General features: G+C 67.7%; 14 protein-coding genes, 1 pseudogene and 1 CRISPR repeat array (1 of these 16 running past the window's edge). Of the genes and pseudogenes, 5 read left to right on the forward strand and 10 right to left on the reverse strand.

Annotation, left to right across the window (positions count from 1 at the left end; translation table 11 throughout):
• Positions 1-640: direct repeats of the CRISPR family, unit length 37 nt; unit sequence GTCAGAACGACTTCCCTGATGAAGAAGGGATTAAGAC (it extends 447 nt beyond the left edge of the window).
• 194 nt (positions 641-834) lie between these two features.
• The 8 genes and pseudogenes from TVNIR_RS07005 to TVNIR_RS07045 all read right to left on the reverse strand — a co-directional run bounded on the left by TVNIR_RS07005 (position 835) and on the right by TVNIR_RS07045 (position 13310).
• Positions 835-2079 carry a TIGR02679 family protein gene (locus TVNIR_RS07005; protein ID WP_015258296.1) on the reverse strand — a complete coding sequence of 415 codons (1245 nt, stop codon included), beginning with the start codon at positions 2077-2079 and terminating at the stop codon, positions 835-837.
• Positions 2076-4190, reverse strand: coding sequence for a TIGR02680 family protein (locus TVNIR_RS20590; protein WP_237251804.1), 2115 nt, complete (start codon positions 4188-4190; stop codon positions 2076-2078). The genes TVNIR_RS07005 and TVNIR_RS20590 overlap by 4 nt, the downstream gene beginning before the upstream one ends.
• Positions 4108-6210, reverse strand: a pseudogene (locus TVNIR_RS20595) (TIGR02680 family protein); the annotation flags it as partial. The gene TVNIR_RS20590 and the pseudogene TVNIR_RS20595, both read right to left, overlap by 83 nt.
• A 210-nt stretch (positions 6211-6420) precedes the next feature.
• The gene (locus tag TVNIR_RS07025; RefSeq protein ID WP_015258299.1) at positions 6421-7674 is read right to left on the reverse strand and encodes a TIGR02678 family protein; all 1254 of its coding nucleotides are present in this window, start codon (positions 7672-7674) and stop codon (positions 6421-6423) included.
• Entirely contained in the window at positions 7674-9218 is a 1545-nt protein-coding gene (locus tag TVNIR_RS07030) for a TIGR02677 family protein (protein ID WP_015258300.1), read from the reverse strand. Before TVNIR_RS07030 ends, TVNIR_RS07025 begins: the two co-directional genes overlap by 1 nt.
• 138 nt (positions 9219-9356) lie before the next feature.
• A complete protein-coding gene (locus TVNIR_RS07035; protein WP_083499392.1) occupies positions 9357-11864 on the reverse strand; it encodes an EAL domain-containing protein in 2508 nt (835 codons plus the stop codon).
• Positions 11865-12039: 175 nt separating this feature from the next.
• Positions 12040-12354, reverse strand: a complete 315-nt coding sequence (locus TVNIR_RS07040) for a chaperone modulator CbpM (RefSeq protein WP_015258302.1) — start codon at positions 12352-12354, stop codon at positions 12040-12042.
• Between the two features lie 2 nt (positions 12355-12356).
• Positions 12357-13310 (reverse strand): DnaJ C-terminal domain-containing protein, encoded by a 954-nt coding sequence (locus TVNIR_RS07045; RefSeq protein WP_015258303.1) that lies wholly within the window; start codon positions 13308-13310, stop codon positions 12357-12359.
• A gap of 146 nt (positions 13311-13456) precedes the next feature.
• Between TVNIR_RS07045 and TVNIR_RS07050 the strand changes: the two genes are divergently transcribed.
• From TVNIR_RS07050 to TVNIR_RS07060, 3 genes are all read left to right on the forward strand, one after another.
• Complete coding sequence (locus TVNIR_RS07050) at positions 13457-13909, forward strand: Hsp20/alpha crystallin family protein (RefSeq protein ID WP_237251770.1); 453 nt, start codon at positions 13457-13459, stop codon at positions 13907-13909.
• 17 nt (positions 13910-13926) lie between these two features.
• Positions 13927-14322: an Hsp20/alpha crystallin family protein gene (locus TVNIR_RS07055; RefSeq protein WP_015258305.1), complete on the forward strand. Its 396-nt coding sequence runs from the start codon at positions 13927-13929 to the stop codon at positions 14320-14322.
• A gap of 167 nt (positions 14323-14489) precedes the next feature.
• Positions 14490-14888 carry a TraR/DksA family transcriptional regulator gene (locus tag TVNIR_RS07060; protein WP_015258306.1) on the forward strand — a complete coding sequence of 133 codons (399 nt, stop codon included), beginning with the start codon at positions 14490-14492 and terminating at the stop codon, positions 14886-14888.
• A gap of 180 nt (positions 14889-15068) precedes the next feature.
• Here the strand turns inward: TVNIR_RS07060 and ettA are convergent, their stop codons facing one another.
• On the reverse strand, positions 15069-16736 hold the full coding sequence (gene ettA, locus TVNIR_RS07065) for an energy-dependent translational throttle protein EttA (RefSeq protein WP_015258307.1): 1668 nt from the start codon (positions 16734-16736) through the stop codon (positions 15069-15071).
• A 131-nt stretch (positions 16737-16867) separates the two neighbouring features.
• On the opposite strand from ettA, the gene TVNIR_RS07070 reads away from it, so the two are divergent.
• Entirely contained in the window at positions 16868-17767 is a 900-nt protein-coding gene (locus TVNIR_RS07070) for an alpha/beta hydrolase (protein ID WP_015258308.1), read from the forward strand.
• Positions 17768-17899: 132 nt separating this feature from the next.
• Here TVNIR_RS07070 and fbp read toward each other — a convergent pair whose 3' ends face one another.
• Entirely contained in the window at positions 17900-18922 is a 1023-nt protein-coding gene (gene fbp, locus TVNIR_RS07075) for a class 1 fructose-bisphosphatase (protein WP_015258309.1), read from the reverse strand.
• Between the two features lie 147 nt (positions 18923-19069).
• Here fbp and TVNIR_RS07080 point away from each other — a divergent pair, with 147 nt between their 5' ends.
• Complete coding sequence (locus TVNIR_RS07080; RefSeq protein ID WP_015258310.1) at positions 19070-20059, forward strand: hypothetical protein; 990 nt, start codon at positions 19070-19072, stop codon at positions 20057-20059.
• Positions 20060-20180 lie beyond the last annotated feature (121 nt).

The following is a 20180-nucleotide window of genomic DNA, read 5'->3' on the forward strand; positions in this document are numbered from 1 at the left end:
GGATTAAGACGGCCAGTCGGCACCGACTTCCTCGGCCAGGGCGGTCAGAACGACTTCCCTGATGAAGAAGGGATTAAGACGTAACTGCGGTCATACCCTGTACTTGCCGTGCGTCAGAACGACTTCCCTGATGAAGAAGGGATTAAGACCGGTCCATGAACTCGTCGTATCCAAGCGCTGAGTCAGAACGACTTCCCTGATGAAGAAGGGATTAAGACAAGCGGACGCCTCACACTGACCACGCCTACCCTGTCAGAACGACTTCCCTGATGAAGAAGGGATTAAGACCAAACAACCCTGGCGGGATTACATCAAGAAAAGTCAGAACGACTTCCCTGATGAAGAAGGGATTAAGACTGGGGAACTCATGCGGCTTATCGCCGCCTTGGGTCAGAACGACTTCCCTGATGAAGAAGGGATTAAGACAGGTCTGCGAAGGTGTTCGTGTACCTTGCGCATGGTCAGAACGACTTCCCTGATGAAGAAGGGATTAAGACGGTACTGAGCGCTCGGTGCTTGCTTCTTCTTCGTGGTCAGAACGACTTCCCTGATGAAGAAGGGATTAAGACTTCGCAATTTCTGAGGATCATTCGTGTTCTTCGTGTCAGAACGACTTCCCTGATGAAGAAGGGATTAAGACTCTTGACCTTCGTCCGGAGTGTGTCGTTTTGACTTCAGCCAGAGGCGTAGGGCGGAAAAGGCCGAAGGCCGTCATCCGCCAGCCGGCGCTGGGGCGTCCCCGAGCTCTTGGGCGGCATGAACGCCGTGAGGCGGATGACGCTGCGCTATTCCGCCCTACGGCGCTTCGATCGGAAGCGGGGTTTGCGAACGTGATTAGGGATCCGGGGGGCGGGAAAGGTCGGCCAGCAACTCGTCCAGGAGCCGCTCCTCGTGGAGCGCGGTGCCGCGGGCGGCGAGCGCGGGGGCCAGGTCGGGATCCCACGGAGCGGCCGCGGTCGGCCCCTCCAGGGGCGGGCCGGAAACTTCCGCGTGGCGCTGCAGCGTCGCGGCATCCATGCGCCAGGGGTGTGCCTCGAAGCGCGCGAGCACACTGTTCATGATCGACAATCCCGCCCAGTCGAAATCGGCGCGGTACTGCAGGCGCGCGCCGGCGTCGCGCAATTGTTCCAGTAGCAGCCACACCGCAGCACCGGGTCGGCCGCCGGTGCTGACCAGCGGGGCGCATTCGGTGCCCAGGCGTTCCGCCGCTTCCGCGACCACGGTGGGGTTCTCGCAGACGAACACTTCGCGGTCCGCGCAATCCCAGCGCGGCGGGTGCCGCAGCAGCTGGCGCAGCGTGAGGTAGGTTGGCTCGCCGGCCTGATTCTGAATCCGCAGCATCCGCGAGCCGGGGGTGTCGCCCTGCACCGGCAGTTGGTAGACCAGCACGGTGCTGGTGATGTCGCCGCCGACCAGGATGCCGGCATGCGCCCAGATCGTGCGCTCGTCGGGCCGGTCGTCGCCGATGCCGCCGCGCCAGTGGCGGTGCAGCGCCCGGCGTACCAGTGCGGCGGCGGGCTGGCCCGGATCGAGACCGTGCGCGTCGCCGAGACAACGGGCGGCGAGGGTACTGCGGTTCAGGCCCGGATCGGGGAGCGCTTCGAGTACCGTGAGACTCTGCTCGAGCAGCGCGGCGGCGCGCGTCGGATCCCGTCGCGCCAGCCGTTTCAGCAGTCCGCGCGCCGCGAGTTCGTCGAGCCAGGTTTCCAGCCCGAGGGGCGCGGCGCGCTCGCGCACTGCTTCGAACAGTGCCTGCCAGCGCCGGGTTTCGGCCTGCTGTTCCGCCTGCTGGTCGCGGATCGGGCCGTCGAGCGCCTCCAGCGCTGCGCGCAGGCCGGGCGCGATTCCGGCGCGTGCCAGCGTCGCGTCGATTTCCGGCAGCGACACGCGCAGGCTGCTGCCGCTGCGTGGCGCACGGCCGAGCAGGCGTTCGACCGCCGCGCGTTCTTCCGGGGTGCTGCGCGTGAGCGTCAGCGTGTCGCCGCCGCCGCGCCCGAGGCGTTCGCGCAGACGCCGGCGCAGGCGTTCGGTACCGGCGCCGCCCAGGAGCCGCTGCAGGCGCTCGCGGTCGAGGCTCAAAACAGCTCCTCGGTGGCGGGCCCCTCCGCGGCCTTCTCCGGTCCGGCGGTGGCTTCCATCGGCGTCTGCGGGTCGGATTCGCGGATCCGGTGGGCGCCGTCCCAGCGCCAGCGCGACACGTAGACTGCGTCGATGCCCTCGCGCCGGATCAGCTGCGCGATCGCAAGCCCGGGCACCTCGGGGTAGCAGCCCCACTCGCGTTCGGAGGTCATCATCGCGTCGAGATCGAACTGCGCGAGCAGGCCCATGCTCTTGGCGCGCGCGTCGTCGTCGACGCCGGCAAAGACCTCGTCGAGCATGATCAGCCGCGGGGCGGCAGGCTGGGCGCTCTCGTAATGGCTGGCGGCGGCGGCAAACAGGGGCAGGGTGATCACCAGCGCGCGTTCGCCACCGGAGGCTGGGCCGTAGGCGGGGCGCCAGCGACCGTTCTGCCAGCGTTCGACGACGAAGCGATGCCAGTGCCGATAGTCCAGCGCGCGTTCCAGCACGTCGGTGAGGGCGCCGGCGCTATCGGTTTCGCGTGCCTCGCGGATCCGGCCCTGGATGAATTCGCCCACTGCGCGTCGGTCGTCGGCGGACCAGGCGTCCATGCTCTGGCGCAGCAGCCGGTTGCGGGTGATCTCGAGCCCGGCCGGCGCGGTCAGGCCCGCGGCCTGCTGGCCTTCGGCGAGCGGTTGCCACTGGATGCGCAGGCGCATGCCGGTGCTGGTCGGGCGTTCGGCGAGTTCGTCGTTGATCTGCCGGACCTGCCGTTCGGTTTCCATCAGCCGCAACTGCAGATGGCTCGCGACTTCGTCGAGCAGGTAGTTCTCGACCAGTTCGCGCTCGCGCGCGGTCAGCAGCTCGCGGCGGCGTTCGATCTCGCGTGCCAGTTGCGCGGCGAGCGCGTCCGGGCCGTGGTGGCGGCCCTGGAAGATGATGCGCACCAGCAGCAGGTCGTCCTGTTGCTCGATGTGCGCATCGTGGCCGTGACGGCCGAGCGCGCCCTGGAGCACCGCGAAATGCTGGTGCAGGCCCTTTTGGTGGCGTTGCCATGCGGTGTCGCTTTCGTCGACCTCGGCCAGTGCCTGTTCCATGCGCCGGCTGAGCAGCACCGCCGGTTCCGGCGCCCACGACAGTTCCGGGTCGACGGTTACCCGGTCGGCGGTGGCCATGGGCACCAGCCCGGCATCGGCGAGTTCGCGCAGGCGCGTGATCGCCACCGCGCGTTGGTCGCCGATCGCCACCAGTTGCTGCTCGCCGTTCGAAATGTCGGCCTCGAGGCCGCCGACCTCGCGGGCGATCCGAGTGCGCCCTTGGCCGAGTGACTGGCGTTCCGACTTCAACTCGGCTTGGCGCCGTTCGACTTCGGCGAGCCGCTGCTCGAGTTCCGCGACATCGGCGCCGATGGTCTCGCGCAGCGTATCGCGCTGGGTTTCCGCATTGCGGGCGTTGCGCTCGGCGGTGGCGGCGTCGGCGGTGGCCTGTCGCGCTTCGGCCCGGGCTTGTTCCAGATCCTGCCGCATGCGTTCGAGCCGGAGTTGTTCCCTTCGCTGGTCGCGCAGCGCCCGGGTCAGTTCGCGAATGCCCGCGCCATAGGTTTCGACCGCCCGGGCCACCGCGGCGAGCGGCTCGTCGGCGCTCGGAAGCGCCAGGTCGGCGGCCAGTTCGTCGCGCTGCTGGCGCTGCTCGGCGGCTTCGTGGCTGCGCGCCTCGAGCGCCCTGCGCGCGGCCTCGGTGCGTTCGGTCTGGCTCTCCAGCGCGCGCAGCGCAGAGGCTTCCTCGGCATAGGCGGTGCGCAGCGGGCCGTCCTCGGGCTGTGTCCGCCATTCCTCGCGGATCCGGTGCTCGCGCTGGTCCAGGCGTTGCAGCGCTTGCATCGCGGCGTCGATCGCGTCGCGACAGGCCTGCGCCTCGCTGGCGATCTGCCGGAGCCGCGCCTGGCGTGCCGCTTCGCGGGCGGCGTGGCCGATGTACTGCGCTTCGCCCTTCGCCCCAGGCGCCGCGCGCCGGTCCGAGCCGCCAGCGCCCGTCCTCGCCGATCCAGTGCGCCTGATCGGGCTGCTCGCCGAGGCCGATCCGGGCGAGAATCGCCGCGACCTCGGCGGCGCCGACCGGCTGTTGCGCCGGATCCTGCCAGTCGACCGCGGGGTGCAGGATGCGGTCGAGGGATTGCTCCGGGATGGGGAGGTCGGCGGCGAGCCAGGTGTCCCAGGTGTAGGGATCGAGCAACTGGCCATCGGGCAGGATCCAGGCGTCGAGCAGGCCGGCGGATTCCAGCGCGGCCTCGATCCCGGCGCGGGTCTCGTCGGGCACTTCGGCGTGGAAATCGACGAGCTTCCAGAGCGGCGCGCCGGCTCGGGATATGCGCAGCGCTTCGTCGCGCACATGCGGCACGGGCGGCGCGATCTCGGCGCCGGTTTCAAGGTGCAGGCGTTCGGCCTCCAGTGCGTCCAGCGCCTGCTGCATCGTGTCCTGCTGGTGCTGATGCCGGCTGCGCTCGGCGGCGATCTCGCGAACGCGCAGGTCACGGCGCGCTTCCAGTTGCTGCTGGGCGGGATTCGAGCCCTCGAGGCCGCGCAGCCAGGCGGCGAGATCGGCGAGCGTCTCTTCGGTGTCGTCGAGGCGCAGTTCGCGCAGGCCGGCGAGGCAGTCGCGCCAGGCGTCGAGCAGGCGCTCGGCCGCGGTTTCGGCGGCCTCGCGGGCGTCCTGGTGCCGCAGGGTCAGGCGGTCGTGTTCGTCGACCTGGTGCTGCCAGTGTTCGCGCGCCGCGTCGCCGCGCCGTTCGGCGTCGACGAGTTCGCGGTTGTGCTGCTGTAGCAGCCGGATCGAGTCCCGGCGCCGGTCGTGCAGGTTCTGCAATTGCCGCTCGACCTGATCCAGCGGCACGTCGCGGGAATCCGGCAGCCCGAGCCGGGCAAGCGCGGCGCCATGCGGCTCGGCGATGCCGCCGACCTCCGCCGCGGTGGCGAGCCCCTGCAGCGTGGTCGCGGCTTCGTGCGCCGTTTCCGCGGCCGCGGTTTCCTGTTCCTGCGCCTGTTGTTCGAGCCGCTGGCGGGTCTGTTCGGTCTGCGCCTGCAGCGCGGCCCGCGACTGGGCGAACGCGCGGCGTTCGCGGGCGGTGTCCTCGGCCGCGTGCAGGGCCTGGGCGGAACGCATCGCCGGGCTGTCGCGCAATGTCTGGCGTTGTTGCTCGGTTTCCTGCACCGCGCGTTCGTTCAGTGTTTCGCGTTCCTCCAGCGCCGCGTCGCGCTCGCGGGCCGCGTCCAGGGTCTTGCGCTGGTGGCCGACCCGGGCGCGCGTGTCCTCGTACTCGCGATGGCGGCGGCGCACTTCGCCGGCGCGGCGCCGGGCCGCGATGCCGGCGTAGCGGCGGTAGTGGTGCAGGAATTCGGTGACTGCGTGATGGGCTTCTTCCAGCCCGCGGGTTTCGTCCGCTTCGGCCTCCAGGTTGCGGTAGGCCTCGGCGACGTCGGCGATCACCGCGGAGTCCAGCGGCGGCAGCGCTTCGGTCAGCGCGTTCGATAGCCGCGACTCGTCCGGGCGCTTGGACAGTTGCGGTTGGCGCAGCTGCAGCAAGAGGTCGAGCAGCGCCTCGTAGCGCTCGGTACCCAGTTGAAACAGCTGCTGGTCGACCGCCGCGCGGTAGGCGGTGGCCTGGTCGTAGGGGCGGCCGCTGGACCCGAGCGCCTGGATCAGCCGGTCCCGACTGAGCGTGCGGCCATCCTCGACCAGGAACAGCGAGTCGCCAACACGCTGCGGCGTGATGAAGAACCAGGAACGCACGCCGCGCTGGGCGACCGCCTTCAGACCGCAGCCGAGAGTCAGGAACTCGGGGCCGTTGTCGCCCTGGCGGCCGAACTCGATCCAGGCGTAACCCTGGCGCTCGCCGGCTTCGCCCATCAGCAGGTTCCACTCCATGCGCTTGCTGCCGTCGCCGTCGGGTTCGACCCGGGAGGGGCTCAGTCGGCCGTCGAGCAGGAACGGCAGCGTCAGCGCCATCACCTTGGACTTGCCGGTGCCGTTGTTGCCGCGCAGCAACAGGCGGCCGTCGTGGAAGCGGAACTCCTCGTGGTCGTAGTAGAAGAGTTCGATCAGCCCCGTGCGCAGTGGTTGCCAGCGCGTCTTGCCCGGTTGCGGGAGATCGCTCATCGCGGAAGGCCTTCGGGGCAGGGGGGCGATGCCGGTGCCGGGGTGCGTATTGTCGCGCTGGAATGGCGGATGACGGCCTTCGGCCTTTTCCGCCCTACCGGGCCGGGATGCGTTGTCGGGCGGAAGCGCGCGGCGTCATCCGCCGTGCGGCGGCAGGGGTTGGCACGCGCGATCCGTGGCGGGCGCACTGCCGCTGTGGCAGCTGTGGCGTCAGCTTGCATCGGCGGCCTCGGCGAGGGGCTTGCCCTGCGGGCTGCGCGCGGGTTCGACCGCGAAGCGGGCGAGTGCGGGCAGTGGGATGATCTGCTCGTCGGCTCCGAGCGCGACCAGGCGCAGGCGGCGGAGCTGTTCGACCGCCTGCCGGGCCAGTGCCCGCTCGGAGCCGGCGGCGAGTGCCGAGCGGCGCCAGTAGCCGCGGTATTGCGGGCGCCAGCGGGCGACCTGCTCGGCGAGCGCGTCGAGCGTGAAACGGCTGCCCTCCGGCGCCTCCGCCAGATGGGCCGCGATCAGCAGCGTTACGTGGCCTTCGGTCCCCTCGCAGGGTAGCGACTGGTCGCTCAGGTTCTGCGCCGGATCGACCATCGCGACGCCCTCGGCACGAATTTCCGGGACCAGGTCGGTGGCGTCGGCGATGCGCCGGGTGATCGCCGCGCGCTGGCTGGTGAGATACTGGCGGGCGTCGTCCGGCAGTTCGTCCCAGTACACCACCGGGTCGTCGAGCAGGCGCGCGGTCAGTGTGTGGCGCAACGCGCGGTTGCGCCCTTCCTGGGTGTCCGGCACGAAGGATTCGGTCAGGGCCTGCAGGCGCGCTTCGAGATCGCTCGCCGGCCCCTCCATCTCGACCAGCGAGGGGCCGCGCACGCTGACCAGGAGCGCGGCCAGCATGCGGCGGTTGATGTCGTAGAGCGCGTCGCTGCCGGTCTGGTCGCGCACGAAGGCCTCCTCGTCGCCGGCGACGCGGGCCAGCACGCCGTAGTCCAGCAACAGGCGCACCGTCGCGACCAGGTCGCGGCGCTCGTCCTGATGGTCCAGCCGGAAACGCAGGCCGGCGGCTTCCAGCGCCGGGTCGGCGGCGGCCTGAATCAGGCCGGTGCCCAGGCGCGCCAGCGTGATCTGCTGGTCGCCGCGTTCGAGATCGGCCAGGATCAGGCACAGGAGCGCGTAACGCCGGCGGCTGAACGGCGTGGTCTGGGTGCCGCTGCCGAGGGCCGCGCCGCGGGTCGCGTCGCGCAGCTCCGCGGGCCTCTTGTACAGGCGGGCGAACTCGGACTCGACCTGCAGGTGCCAGCCGGTCTCGGCGGCGAGCCATTCGCGCAGCGGCGCCTGGTGGCGGCGCACCAGCGCGAACGCCGGATGGCGGGCGTCCATCAGTGGCTGCATCAGCAACGCGCGCAATGCCCGCTGGCGCTCTTCGGCTCGGGCGCGTTCGAGCACATCGGGCAGCGGTTGGGGCAGGGCGGGCATCAGGGCGCCGCCTCGAGTTCGGTGATCCGTATCCGGTAATCGCGGCCCGACAACGTACCCGCTTCGGTGCGGATCGCCGCCTCGGTGTCGGCCCCCAGGGGCTCCATCTCGATGCGCAGGCTGCCGTCGCCGGTGGTCGCGGCGACCGTATGGTCGGGGTGCGCTGCGTGGCTCAGCGCGTCGCCGAGCAGTTGCAGCAGCAGGGAGAACGCGCCGGGGTCGAGCCCGTCGAGTTCGGACAGGCGCAGTGTCTCGCCGGTTGCGAGCGCGGCCCGGGCTGCGCGCGTTTCGGCGGCCTCGCGGGACATCTGCTGGGCGAGAAACGCCCGCTCGCGGTCGCGCCGTTGCAGCCGGGGCATCGCACCGCGCTTCTGGTAGCTGCCGGTCGCTCGCAGCCGGGGGCTGATCCGCAGCGGTGGAGCATCGCGCCAGGGCTGGTTCGCCGGGACCGGGTCGGCGCGCCACTGGGCCAGCGTTTCCGCATCCACGCCCAGGTGCCGCGCCGGGCCGAGGCCGAACGCGGCCCGCCAAAGCCGATGCGCCTGGTCGTCGTTCTCGCATTCGAGGAACCAGCGCGCCAGCGCGCGGAAGTCGGCGGAGCGGTCGCTGCGACCGAGCCGGCGCTCGTTCAGCCGCTGCACGGCCTCGAGCATCTGCGAGATCGAGCGCCGAGCCTGGGCACGCAGCAGGCTGGCCTGAGAGCGTCGCTCGGGCCGGTCCAGGAACCACGCCTTCAGGCCTTCCCAGTGGCCTTCCCAGTGCGCGTTTACGCGCCGGCGCTCTGCGTCCCGGGCCGCGTCGATGTCGAGTGGATCGGCCAGGTCGGGGGCGAGGTCGTCGAGTTCGCGTTCGACCGCCAGCCGCAGCAGCGGGGTGATCGGGCGGCGACCGTCGTCGTCGCGGTCGAGCGCGCGGATCGTGCCGGCGATCTCGGCGGAACTGGTCACCAGGTCGCCGATGAAGCGCTCGATGTACCCGATCAGACGCTCCTTGTACGCGATCAGCGCCTGCTGGTCGTCGCCGCGCAGCTCCAGGGTTCGCGACAGCCCGCTCATGAAGGCGCGGGCGTTTTCGGCGAGGTCCGAGAATACGTGGGTCAGGTCGCGCAGCAGCAACTGCGTCTGGGTCGCGTCGGGATGCGCCTGCCTCGAGAGTTCGAGCAGCGATTGCAGGCGCAGGCGGATGTCGTCGAGCGCGACCGCTTGCAGCGCGCCGCGGCGGCCCAGCTCGCGGTCGAACACCTGCAGTGCCTGTTCGGCCGCCTCGCCGGCGCGCGTGAGTTGGTAGAGGAAGCGGGCACGGTAGAACTCCTCGACGCTGGTCACGCGCGAGGTGTCCGGGTCGGCCTCCAGGTTGCCCCAGGCGACCAGTTGTGCCAGCGCCGCCTGCACGTCCTCGAGCGTGTCGATGCCGGTGCGCTCGCGCACGTCTTCCGGGCGCAGGTGCACGGTGAAATGCGCCTTGGCGTCGACAAAGGCGGCCATGATGCGCCGGTACAGCGCCGCCTTGTCCGCGACCAGGTGACTGAACGTGCTGTAGGACATGCTCTCTCGGGCTCGGATGCCGGGCCGCCATCATAGCGATTGGGCCCCGGCGTAGGGAAACCGCAGCCGCTTCGGCCCGATCAGCCGGTGGCCCAAGTTCGGCTGCGCCGGGTTGCGGCCCCGGAAGGCGCTCGGATCTCAGAGGAGGATGTCGTACTGGAGCTGGGGATCGGGCTGCTTGAGGAAGTTGCCCTGAATCAGGTCGGGGTGCTGCTGCCAGAGGATCGCGAGGCTGCTTGCGTCTTCGACATACGCGGCGATGGTCTTCACGCCCAGGAATCGGGCCTGCTGCATCAGGTGTTCCAGTGCGCGGATCTGTTCGGGCCGCGTCCCCAGTTCGCGTGTGAAGCTGCGGTCGAGTTTCATGAACTCGGGCTGGAACTCGCGCAGCAGGGCGATGGAATCGGAGTGGTTGCCAAAATGTTCGATCGCGACCTGGATACCGAGCTGGCGCAACCGGCGGACCAACTGCCGCGCCGGTTCGTAGTGGGTGCGGGCGTCGGCCTCGCGAATCTGCAGGACAAGGCCGCCAGGGCGCAGGGGCAAGCGTCCGAGAGTCTCGCCAATCCACGGAGCGAAGCCGGGATCCAGGATCGATCCTGCGCTCACCTTCATGAACAGCACGGCTTCGGGGTGTGCCTGCTGGTGTTGGGCCAGGATCGCGGCTGCACCGGCGAGCACCCAGCGGTCGATCAGACGGATCAACCCGAGCCGCTCGGCCATGCCGACGAAGCGACCGGGCAGCAGGATGTGGCCCGAGGGGTCGCGCATGCGTAGCAGTGCCTCGAACCGTTGCGTGGAATCGGCTGCGAGGAGGCTGGCGACAGGCTGGTATACGAGGAACAGCCGCTGGTCGTTGACGGCGCCGTGGATGACTCGCGTCCAGTGATTGCGCTGGTCCGGGTCGAGCGGCGGTACCCCGAGCTCGTCCGCCAGCCGGATTCCGTCGCCGTGCTGGTCGCGCGCACGATCGGCCAGTTCCACCGCATCGTTCAGGAGTGCCGTGGCATTGCTGCCCCGCAGCGGTACCACGCCGACACTAGCGTTGATGCCGGAATCCTCTTCCGGATCCTGGGCCCTCGGGCTGGCCAGGGTCGCCTGAACGGATTGCGCGAACGCCTGGATGTACCCGACATCGGGCCGCCGGGCCAGAATGGCCAGGCCGGTCGCGCCGTAACGCCCCACGACATCGTCCGGGGCCAGCACCGCGCGCAATCGCTGCACCCGCTCCATGGGCAGCTCCGGCCGGGTTGCAACGCCCACCGCCCCCGCGCAGGAGGATTCCGAGCCGTTGTGTATTTCGGCGTACAGCAGCACCTCGGTTCCCGATGCCGGTTTCTTCTCAGTCAGGCTTCTTGCGACCAGGGCCTCGAAATACTGGCGGTTGTACCAACCGGTGGGGAGGTCGATCCGCGAGATCGATCGCAGTCGGGCCGCATTGTTTCGATGCTGCTGGGCGTGGGCGCATACACGCTGGACCAGCCGTTCCGGGGGCTCGCTGCCGGGGAGGAGTCCGAGTCCCTCGGCATGAATTCGCTCCAGGTCCATGGCGATGGCTTCGGCATCACCGCGGAGCAGGATCGGTGGCGGGAGCCCCGGATCCGCTTGGCGCAGCATCCGGCCGAGTTCGATCCCGTCCAGTCCGGGAAAGCGCAGCGCTGCCACGATGGCTTCGGGCCGATGGAGGGTCGCGATGTCCACGGCCTCGAACGGATCCGCAGTGATCTTCAGCGCAAAGGCGGCTTCGTTCCAGGCGGCGCTGAAGGGTGCAACGGCCTCCGCCGGATCGGGGTCGATCACCAGCACCTGATAGGGATCCCCGCGGAGCGCATGCATCAGATCGTGTAGCCTGTCCACCAGATCGGTCCCGGCCATACTGCGGCAGAAGCAGGCGTCGGCACCGGAGCGCACCGCTTCCAGCCGGGTTCGGGCGTCGTCACGATCGAGTATCCAGGCCCAGGGAATGGTCGGGTGCATGGAATGCCGCAGCGCCCGGGTCGCAGTCAGCGCGGCGTAGGGGGTGGCGTCGCTCGGGACGTGTATCAGCACGGCGCTGGGGGCTCGATTGGTCAGCGCGGTGCGCAGCGGATCGAGGTGCACGAAGTCCCGGACGGGAAGGCCAAGCGCCGCGATTTCCCGGATGAAAGAGGCCGTATCGGACTGGTCCTGGCGCAGGAAATAGATCAGGGGTGCGTTCTCCGCCGCGTCCTCCGAGGGTTCCGACGGGTCTTCTGGCGTCGGCCCGAGCATGCCGGCCCCGGATCCGGAAGGCCGCAGTCCATGTTCGTAAAATTCCTGATTCATCGTGTTGCGCAGGCCGGCGAACAGGGTTCCGAGCGTTTCCTGCTCGTGGCGCTGGGGGCACGTGTCGGTGTTCAGGAAAAAGCGCAGGCGTTCGTCGATCCGGCGGGTTAGCGTCGACAGGCGGATCAGCCCGCTGCCGGTCAGGTTACCGACCAGAACCTGGGTCAACGCCCGCAGCTCCTTCAGGTCGCCCGTCGGGCAGGCGCGCGAGCGCGTGATGTGCCAGCGTTCGATCAGTTCGTCCAACTGCAGCGGGAGGACAGCCCGGATGTTCGCGCGTGGCTCCTGGTTCCGGGAAGGGCGGGCCGGGTGGCGTGGTGGTAAGCCGTGGTCGTTGGGCATCGCAAGATCCTTTATGAAGACGGAATCCCGGAACCTCCTGGAATACGGATTCCGACGGCCAGCCCCGATGCCAGCCCAGCGTTTCGCAGTGTACGAAAGTTATCGGATCAAGGGCAGGTACACGTCGAACCGTGGCATCGGGGATGGCCGCGCGCCAGGGGCAGTCAGGCATTGGTCAGATCTGCCTGTGGCCCGCCCTGTGCACATGGGCCCGGAGGTCTTCGATCTCCTCGAGCAGGTCGGCCACCAGCGCCGCCAGTTCGGGCTCCGCATCGAACACGCGTTCCATCTCGCGCATGCGGCGCGCGCGGCGCAGAGTGCTGCTGGAAAAGCGCCAGGTGCCGGCCACCGACTCCACGTGTGGAAACAGGCCTTCCTCGATATGCCGCAGCAGCCATTGTGGTTCGACCGTACAGGCGGCGGCGACCTGTTCCAGGGTCAGCCAGCTTTCCTCAATCAGGCTGCCGATGAGGAGGTCGTCGTCGTGCATGGCTACGTCCTCGGTTCGCGGCGCGGGTCGAAGGCAAGATCGCGCGCCATCGTTTCATAGATCTTCCGCGCGGCCGGGCTGTCGGCGGGCGGCAGTACCACCTGGAGTTCCAGCAGCAGGTCGCCCGGCGGCGTGGCCGGGATCCCCTTGCCGCGCACCCGAAGCCGGAGTCCGCTCTGGGCCCCGGCGGGAATGCGCACCTTGACCTCGCCGCCGGGAAGATCGACCGGAATCACCGCGCCCAGCGCGGCTTCCCAGGGGGCGGCCGGCAGCGTCAGGTGCAGATCCTTGCCCAGCGCCCGCAGCCGCGGATGTGGGCGGAAGTGTACTTCGAGCAGCAGGTCACCAGTGGGTCCCCCGCCCATGCCCGGGGCGCCCTGTCCGGCCAGGCGGATGATCTGACCCTCGTGCACGCCCTTCGGGATGTGTACGTTGAGTGTGCGGGTGTCGAGCACTACCCGGCCCTGGGCATCGAGCCTCGGTACGCGCAGCGAGATCTGGCGGGTCTTGCCGGTGAACGCGTCGTCGAGATCGAGCAGTACCTTCGCATGATGGTCTTCGCCACGGGCGCGGAAGGTACCGTGCTCGCTGTGAAAACCGCCGCGGCCGGCGCCCATGCGCCCGAAGAGTTCGGAGAAGAAGTCGCTGAAGGCCGCCTCCTCGGAAGGGGAGAAGCCGCGACTGGAGAACTCGAAGCCGGCATCCCAGTCGGGGGGAGGGCGGAACTCCTCGCCGGGTTGGTAACCGCGGCCGATCTGGTCGTACGCCGCGCGCTTCTCCGGGTCGGAGAGCACGGCAAAGGCCTCGTTTACTTCCTGCATTCGCGCCTCGGCGTCCGGTTCCTTGGACACATCGGGGTGATACTTGCGGGCAAGCTTGCGATAGGCCTTCTTGATGTCCGGCACCGTGGCATCACGGGCAACACCGAGGATCTGGTAGTAATCCTTGAATTCCATTCGGCCTCCTTTGCTGCGCCAGTGCGGCCGTCTTTCCCGAGATACGAGATGGCTGCGCCGTTTCGCGATTTCAACCCATTGAACCGCGTCCTGGAACCCCCATACTGGATATCGGGGCACCGTGGAAGGACGCCCGAACCGAGCCAATGGAGGAATTCATTATGTACCGTTCGCTGTTTCCTCACGACATGTTTGCGGAACTCGACCGCCTCCAGCGGGAGATGAGCCGGGCCTTCGATCTCTCTCCCAGTATCCGGGGACTGAGCCGGGGCGGGTTTCCGGCGATGAACGTCGGCAGCACGCCGCGTTCGGTGGAGATCTATGCCTTCGCGCCCGGGGTTGACCCGGCGTCGATCGACGTGCAGCTGGAAAAGGGTGTGCTGATCGTCGCTGGTGAGCGGGCCTCCGACCTGCCCGGCGAGGATGCGAAGGCCACCGTCCATATCGACGAGCGCTTTGCCGGCCGCTTCCGGCGGGTGGTGAGCCTGCCCGACGACGTGGATCCGGACAAGGTCACGGCCCGGTATCGTGACGGGGTTCTGCACATCAGTATCCAGCGGCGCGAAACGGCGATGCCGCGCCGGATCAGTGTTCAGTAGGCGAGGAGGGCAGAGCGATGAATGACCGTACCCGCGTTGCGCAGCAGCAGGAAAAGCAGGCCGCGCGTTCCGACACTCCGGAAGGGATGCTGATGCCGCCGGTGGACGTGTTCGAGGAGGGCACCGGCATCACCATGTATGCGGATCTGCCGGGCGTGCCGAAGGATCGGTTGCACCTGCACGTCGAGGCAGACACGCTGACCCTCGAAGGCGAGGTGGCGCTGGATATTCCCGAAGACATGGAGGCCACCCATGCCGAGGTCAGCATGCCGCGCTACCATCGCGTGTTCACGCTGTCCCGGGAACTCGACACCGAGAAGGTGAGCGCCGAGTTCCGCAATGGCGTGCTCAAGCTGCACATTCCCAAGGCCGAACACGCCCAGCCCCGGCGCATCGAGGTGCAGGTGGCCTGAGCCGATGGCCGCGGACTACGGTTGCCGCACGGAGCCTTGCATCGCTGATGTGCGGCGCACGGGACTCCCTGCAGGTTGCCGAAGGGTCTGCCGATGGATCATTGAGGCCCGCTGCGGTGGTGGGGATGGCGGGCACCCGGTCTTTTTCCCCGCCGAGGAGCCCGATCATGTCCGAACCACTTGCGGAATCACAAGTGCAGGAACTCGAGGCAGCCCTGAGGGCGCGTCTCCAGACCCTTCTGGAGGAGACCCGCCAGATCTTGATCGAGTCCGACGAAGAGTCCTACACGCGGCTTGCGGGAGAGGTGCACGATACCGGCGAGCAATCCGTGGCGGACTTGCTGGTCGATCTGGATTTGGCCGACGTGGATCGCCATGTCGAGGAGATCCGGGATGTCGAGGCGGCGCTGCGGCGCATCGCTGTCCACAGCTACGGCGTTTGCAGCGACTGCGGGGAAGCCATCGCCTACGCGCGGCTGAAGGCCTACCCGACGGCGAAGCGCTGCATTCGCTGCCAGCAGAAGCACGAAAGAAGCTACCGGGAACCCGGGCGTCCGTCGCTGTAGTCACCGCCCGCGGGTAATGTGAGTGCACTGAGGGCGGGCTGTGCAATCCCCAATCCCCAATCCCCAATCCCCACTCCCCACTCCCCACTCCCCACTCCCCACTCCCCCGTGATCGGGGGAGGGGCTTGTCATCCCTCTCCCGCTTGCCGGAGGGGAAAAAGCGTGGGCGAGGCGGCGGCTTTATGAGGCCAGCCGCTTGTACTTGACGCGGTGCGGCTGGTCGGCGGCGGCACCGAGGCGGTCGTGGCGGTCGGCCTCGTATTCCTGGAAGTTGCCATCGAAAAACACGACGTTGCCGTCTTCCTCGAATGCGAGGATGTGGGTCGCGATGCGATCGAGGAACCAGCGGTCGTGCGAGATCACGATTGCGGAACCGGGGAAGTCGAGCAGGGACTCTTCCAGCGCCCGCAGGGTTTCGACGTCGAGGTCGTTGGTCGGTTCGTCGAGCAGAAGCAGGTTGCCGCCGTGCATCAGCACCTTGGCCAGGTGCACCCGGTTGCGTTCGCCACCGGAGAGTTCCTTCATCCGCTTCTGCTGGTCCGAACCCTTGAAGTTGAAACGCCCGACGTAGGCGCGCGACGGCATCTGGAAATTGCCGACCTGCACCACGTCCTGGCCGTTCGAGATCTCCTCCCAGACGGTCTTCTCGTCCTGGAGCGCGTCGCGGCTCTGGTCCACGTAGGCGATTTCCACCGTCTCGCCGAGGCTGATGCTGCCCTGGTCGGGTTGTTCCTTGCCGGTGATCATCCGGAACAGCGTCGTCTTCCCGACGCCGTTCGGGCCGATCACGCCGACGATCGCGCCGCGCGGAACCGAGAACGACAGCCCCTGGTAGAGCAGCCGGTCGCCATACGCCTTGCCCAGATTCTCGGCGTCGAGCACCTTCTCGCCCAGCCGCGGGCCGGGCGGGATGTAGAGTTCCTTGGTTTCCGAACGCCGCTGGTAGTCGCTGGAGGCGATCTCCTCGAAGCGCTTCAGCCGCGCCTTGCTCTTCGCGGTGCGCCCCTTCGGGTTGCTGCGCACCCATTCGAGCTCCGACTCCATCGCCTTGATGCGCGCCTGCTCGGCCTTTTCTTCCTGCGCGAGCCGTTTCTCCTTCTGTTCCAGCCACGACGAGTAGTTGCCTTCCCAGGGAATGCCGTGGCCGCGGTCGAGTTCCAGGATCCAGCCGGCGACGTTGTCGAGGAAGTAGCGGTCGTGGGTGACCGCAACGACCGTTCCCGGGAATTCCTGAAGGAAGCGTTCCAGCCAGGCGACGCTCTCGGCATCAAGGTGGTTGGTCGGCTCGTCCAGGATCAGCATATCCGGGCTCGACAGCAATAGGCGGCACAGCGCGACGCGGCGGCGTTCGCCGCCGGAGAGGGTTTGCACGTCGGCGCCCCAGGGCGGCAGGCGCAGCGCGTCGGCCGCGACCTCGAGCCGGCGCTCGAGGTTATGACCATCGCTGGCCTGGATCAGCGCCTCGAGCTCGCCCTGTTCCGCGGCGAGCTTGTCGAAGTCGGCGTCGGGCTCGGCATAGGCCGCGTACACCTGGTCCAGGCGCGCGAGCGCGTCCTTGATCGGCTGCACGCCTTCTTCGACGTTGCCGCGTACGTCTTTGCTGCCATCGAGTTGCGGCTCCTGCTGCAGGTAGCCGATACGGATGCCGGGCTGGGGGCGTGCCTCGCCGATGATGTCCTGGTCGACCCCAGCCATGATCCGCAGCAGGGTGGACTTGCCCGAGCCGTTGTAGCCGAGCACCCCGATCTTGGCGCCGGGGAAGAAATTCAGGTAGATGTCCTTCAGGATCTGCTTCTTCGGCGGGACGATCTTGCCCACGCCGTTCATGGTGAAAATGTACTGCGCCATAAGGTCTCTTCGGGTTGCGATGCCTGGGGGTGAAGGCTGGGGGCCAGACTCTATCACGAGTCGCCCATGAAATTATCGGGGCGCACCTGCGTCTATAAAGGCGTTCCCGCCCACAGACCGAGGAGGTCACGATGTCTGGTTCCCGCAAGTTCGTGCATGCCGGTTGGCTGGCCCTGATCCTGTGGCTGCCGTTCGCGGCAACGGCCGCCGAACGCATTACCCTGGAGCACGATGGGTTGACCCTGGTGGGTCACCTGCAGTCCGTGTCCGAGCCCGCCGACGGCGTGGTGCTGATGCTGCACGGCACGCTTGCCCATGGGCGCATGGAAATCATGGCCACGGTGCAGGATCTGCTCGCCGAGCGGGGGCTCAACTCCCTGTCGGTGAACCTCAGCTACGGGATCGACGGGCGGGACGGCATGTTCGAATGCGACCGGCCGGTAACCCACGGGCTGGACGCGCACTTCGCCGAACTGCAGGCTTGGCGTGCCTGGCTTGCGGACCAGGGCTACGGCCCGGTGACGCTGTTGGGACACTCGCGCGGCGGCAACCAGATCGCGAGATTCTACCACGAATACGGCCCGGGCGACGTGCGTGCGTTGGTGCTGATCGCGCCTTCGACCTATGACGCCGACCGCGCGGCGGCCGACTACGAGGCGCAGACCGGGATGCCGCTGGCGACCGCTCTGGGCCAGGCAGAAGAACTCTTGCGCATGGAGCAGCCGGATACGCGGCTGACGGGCGTGCGCTTCCTCTACTGCGAGGAACTGGATGTTGCGCCGGCGGCGTTCCTCGCCTATTACCGGCCCGAGCAGGCGCACGACACGCCCACGGTGATCGACGGGGTCGATATCCCGGCCCTGGTGATCATCGGCTCCGAGGATGACGTGGTCGCCGACCTGCCCGAGCGCATGGCGGGCCTCGTGGACGACGCGAACATCGCTAGCGTGACGATCGACGGCGCCGATCACTTCTTCCGCGACTTCTTCGCCGATGACGTCGCGGACGCGGTCGTGGACTTCCTCGACTGAGGTGGCAGGCCTCGATGCCGTCAGGCACAACCCGCGCGGGTTGGTATCGGATTCGTTCGGCGCCGGTACCGCCCGCAGGCTGTGCCGATGCCGGTAGCAGCAAGCCGTTCTCGATTTGAGAAACTATACATATCAGTGGTATGTGTTGAGAAACTCGTGTGCCTTATCCACCATGCTGCGCGAGCCGACGTAGAACGGCACCCGCTGGTGCAAGCCTTGCGGGTGCAGTTCGACGGTGCGGGTGATGCCATTCGTGGCCGTGCCTCCGGCCTGCTCGGCGATGAACGCGATCGGGTTGCATTCGTAGATGAGCCGGAGTTTGCCTCTCGGAGCGCTCTGGGTCTGGGGGTAGATGAAGATGCCGCCCTTTAGCAGGTTCCGGTGAAAATCGGACACCAGCGATCCGATATAGCGCGAGGTGTAGGGGCGGCCACTGTTCGGGTCGATTTCCTGGCAGTACTTGATGTACTTTTTCACGCCTATGGGGAAATGAACGTAGTTGCCCTCGTTGATGCTGTAGATGCGACCGGTTTCCGGCGTTCGTATCCCTGAGTGTGACAGGCAGAATTCGCCGATGCCGGGGTCCAGCGTGAACCCATCGACGCCATTGCCGGTGGTATACACGAGCGTGGTGGACGAACCGTAGATCACGTAGCCGGCCGCGACCTGGTGTTCCCCGGTCTGCAGGAAATCACTCAGTTCCGCAGGCTCGCCTTCGGGGCTCAGGCGCCGGTAGATCGAGAAAATGGTGCCGACCGACACGTTCACCTCGATGTTCGAGGAGCCGTCGAGCGGGTCCATGCAGAATACATAGTGGCCGTCGCGCGACAGGCCTTCGTCGAAGGTGATGATCTCCTGATTCTCTTCCGAGGCGATCGCGCAGACCTCACCCGACGCCTGCAGCGCCGCGGTGAAGTGGTCGTTGGCGAAGACATCGAGTTTCTGCACGTCCTCGCCCTGGACATTCACGTCACCGGCCTCGCCGAGGATGTCCACCAGACCGGCCTTGTTGATCTTCTTGTTGACGATCTTGGCCGCGACCCCGATGTGGTGCAGCAGGCGGGACAGATCGCCTCGGGCCTCGGGATGCTCCGACTGCCGGTTGATGATGAACTCATTCAGGGTGATGATCGGGTACCCTGCGCTGGCTCTCATTCCCGCACCTCGCATGGACTGCGCACAGAAGTCCAGTATACGCCCGGTCCGTTCCCGCTCGGCGGGTGGCACGGCCGGTCTTGTCATCGCCCGGGCATGCTGGGACCATAGCGCGTCGCAACGCCCCCCCACCCAGGAGAACCCGGCATGATGGACTTTCGTGTAGGTCGAACCTTGCAGCTGATGGGCAGGACGCTGCCGTTCATCCTGCTGCGGCTCGCGGTGTTCTTCGGGATTACGCTCGCCTACGTGATCGCAACCGGCGGCGGTGCCGGCATCGGTTATCTGGTCGGCCGCGTCGGCGATGAGCCGGCCGGCTACGCCTTCTTTGGCGGTTTCGTGGGATTCGCGGTCGTCTCGGGGGTCATCTACTTCCTGCGCGAGTACCTGCTGTACCTGGTCAAGGCAGGGCACATCGCAGTGCTGGTGCACGCGATCGATGGCAAGCCGCTGCCCGAGGGCAAGGGGCAGATCGCGTACGCAACCAGCGAAGTGCGCAGCCGCTTCGTCGAAGCTTCGGTGCTGTTCGCGGTGGATCAGTTGATCAAGGGCGTGCTGAAGGTGATCAACCGGCTGCTGATGACGATCGGCAATCTGCTGCCGATCCCGGCGTTGCAGGGCGTGATGAAGTTCGTGACCACGGTGATCAACCTCTCGCTGACCTATGTCGACGAGGTGATCCTGGCGCACAACATCCGTACGCAGTCAACCAACCCCTGGGAGAGCAGCCGCGAGGCGCTGGTGCTGTACGCCCAGAACTACGGGAAGATGCTCAAGAACGCGCTGTTCCTGGCGGTGATCGTCTGGGTGCTGACCCTGCTGATTTTCCTGGTCACACTGGCGCCGTTCCTCGCGCTGGTCAGCTTCTTCCCGGAAGGCGCAGGGTTCTGGACCGTGGTGGTCGCGTTCGTGTTCGCGATCTCGCTGAAGGCCGCGATCATCGACCCGTTCGCGATGGCTGCGCTGATCCAGGTCTACTTCAAGGTCACCGACGGCCAACAGCCGCGCGAGGACTGGGTGGCGCGTCTCGAGGGCGCGAGCAGCAAGTTCCGGGAGCTTGGCGAGAAGGCCGCGGGCCATGTCCCCGGGCTCGGCGCCAGCGCCAAGCCCGGCGAGTCGACCCCGCCGGCGGGTTAAGGCGCGACACCTGGTTACAGTGGCAGCCGGCGCAACGGGGCGGTGGGCTTCGGCGTGCCGGCGCAGCGGCAGGCGACGACGGCGGTCGCGTGGGGCGCTGTGCGACGTGGCACAACCTGCG

The sequence above is a fragment of the Thioalkalivibrio nitratireducens DSM 14787 genome (assembly GCF_000321415.2).
Classification (GTDB): domain Bacteria; phylum Pseudomonadota; class Gammaproteobacteria; order Ectothiorhodospirales; family Ectothiorhodospiraceae; genus Thioalkalivibrio; species Thioalkalivibrio nitratireducens.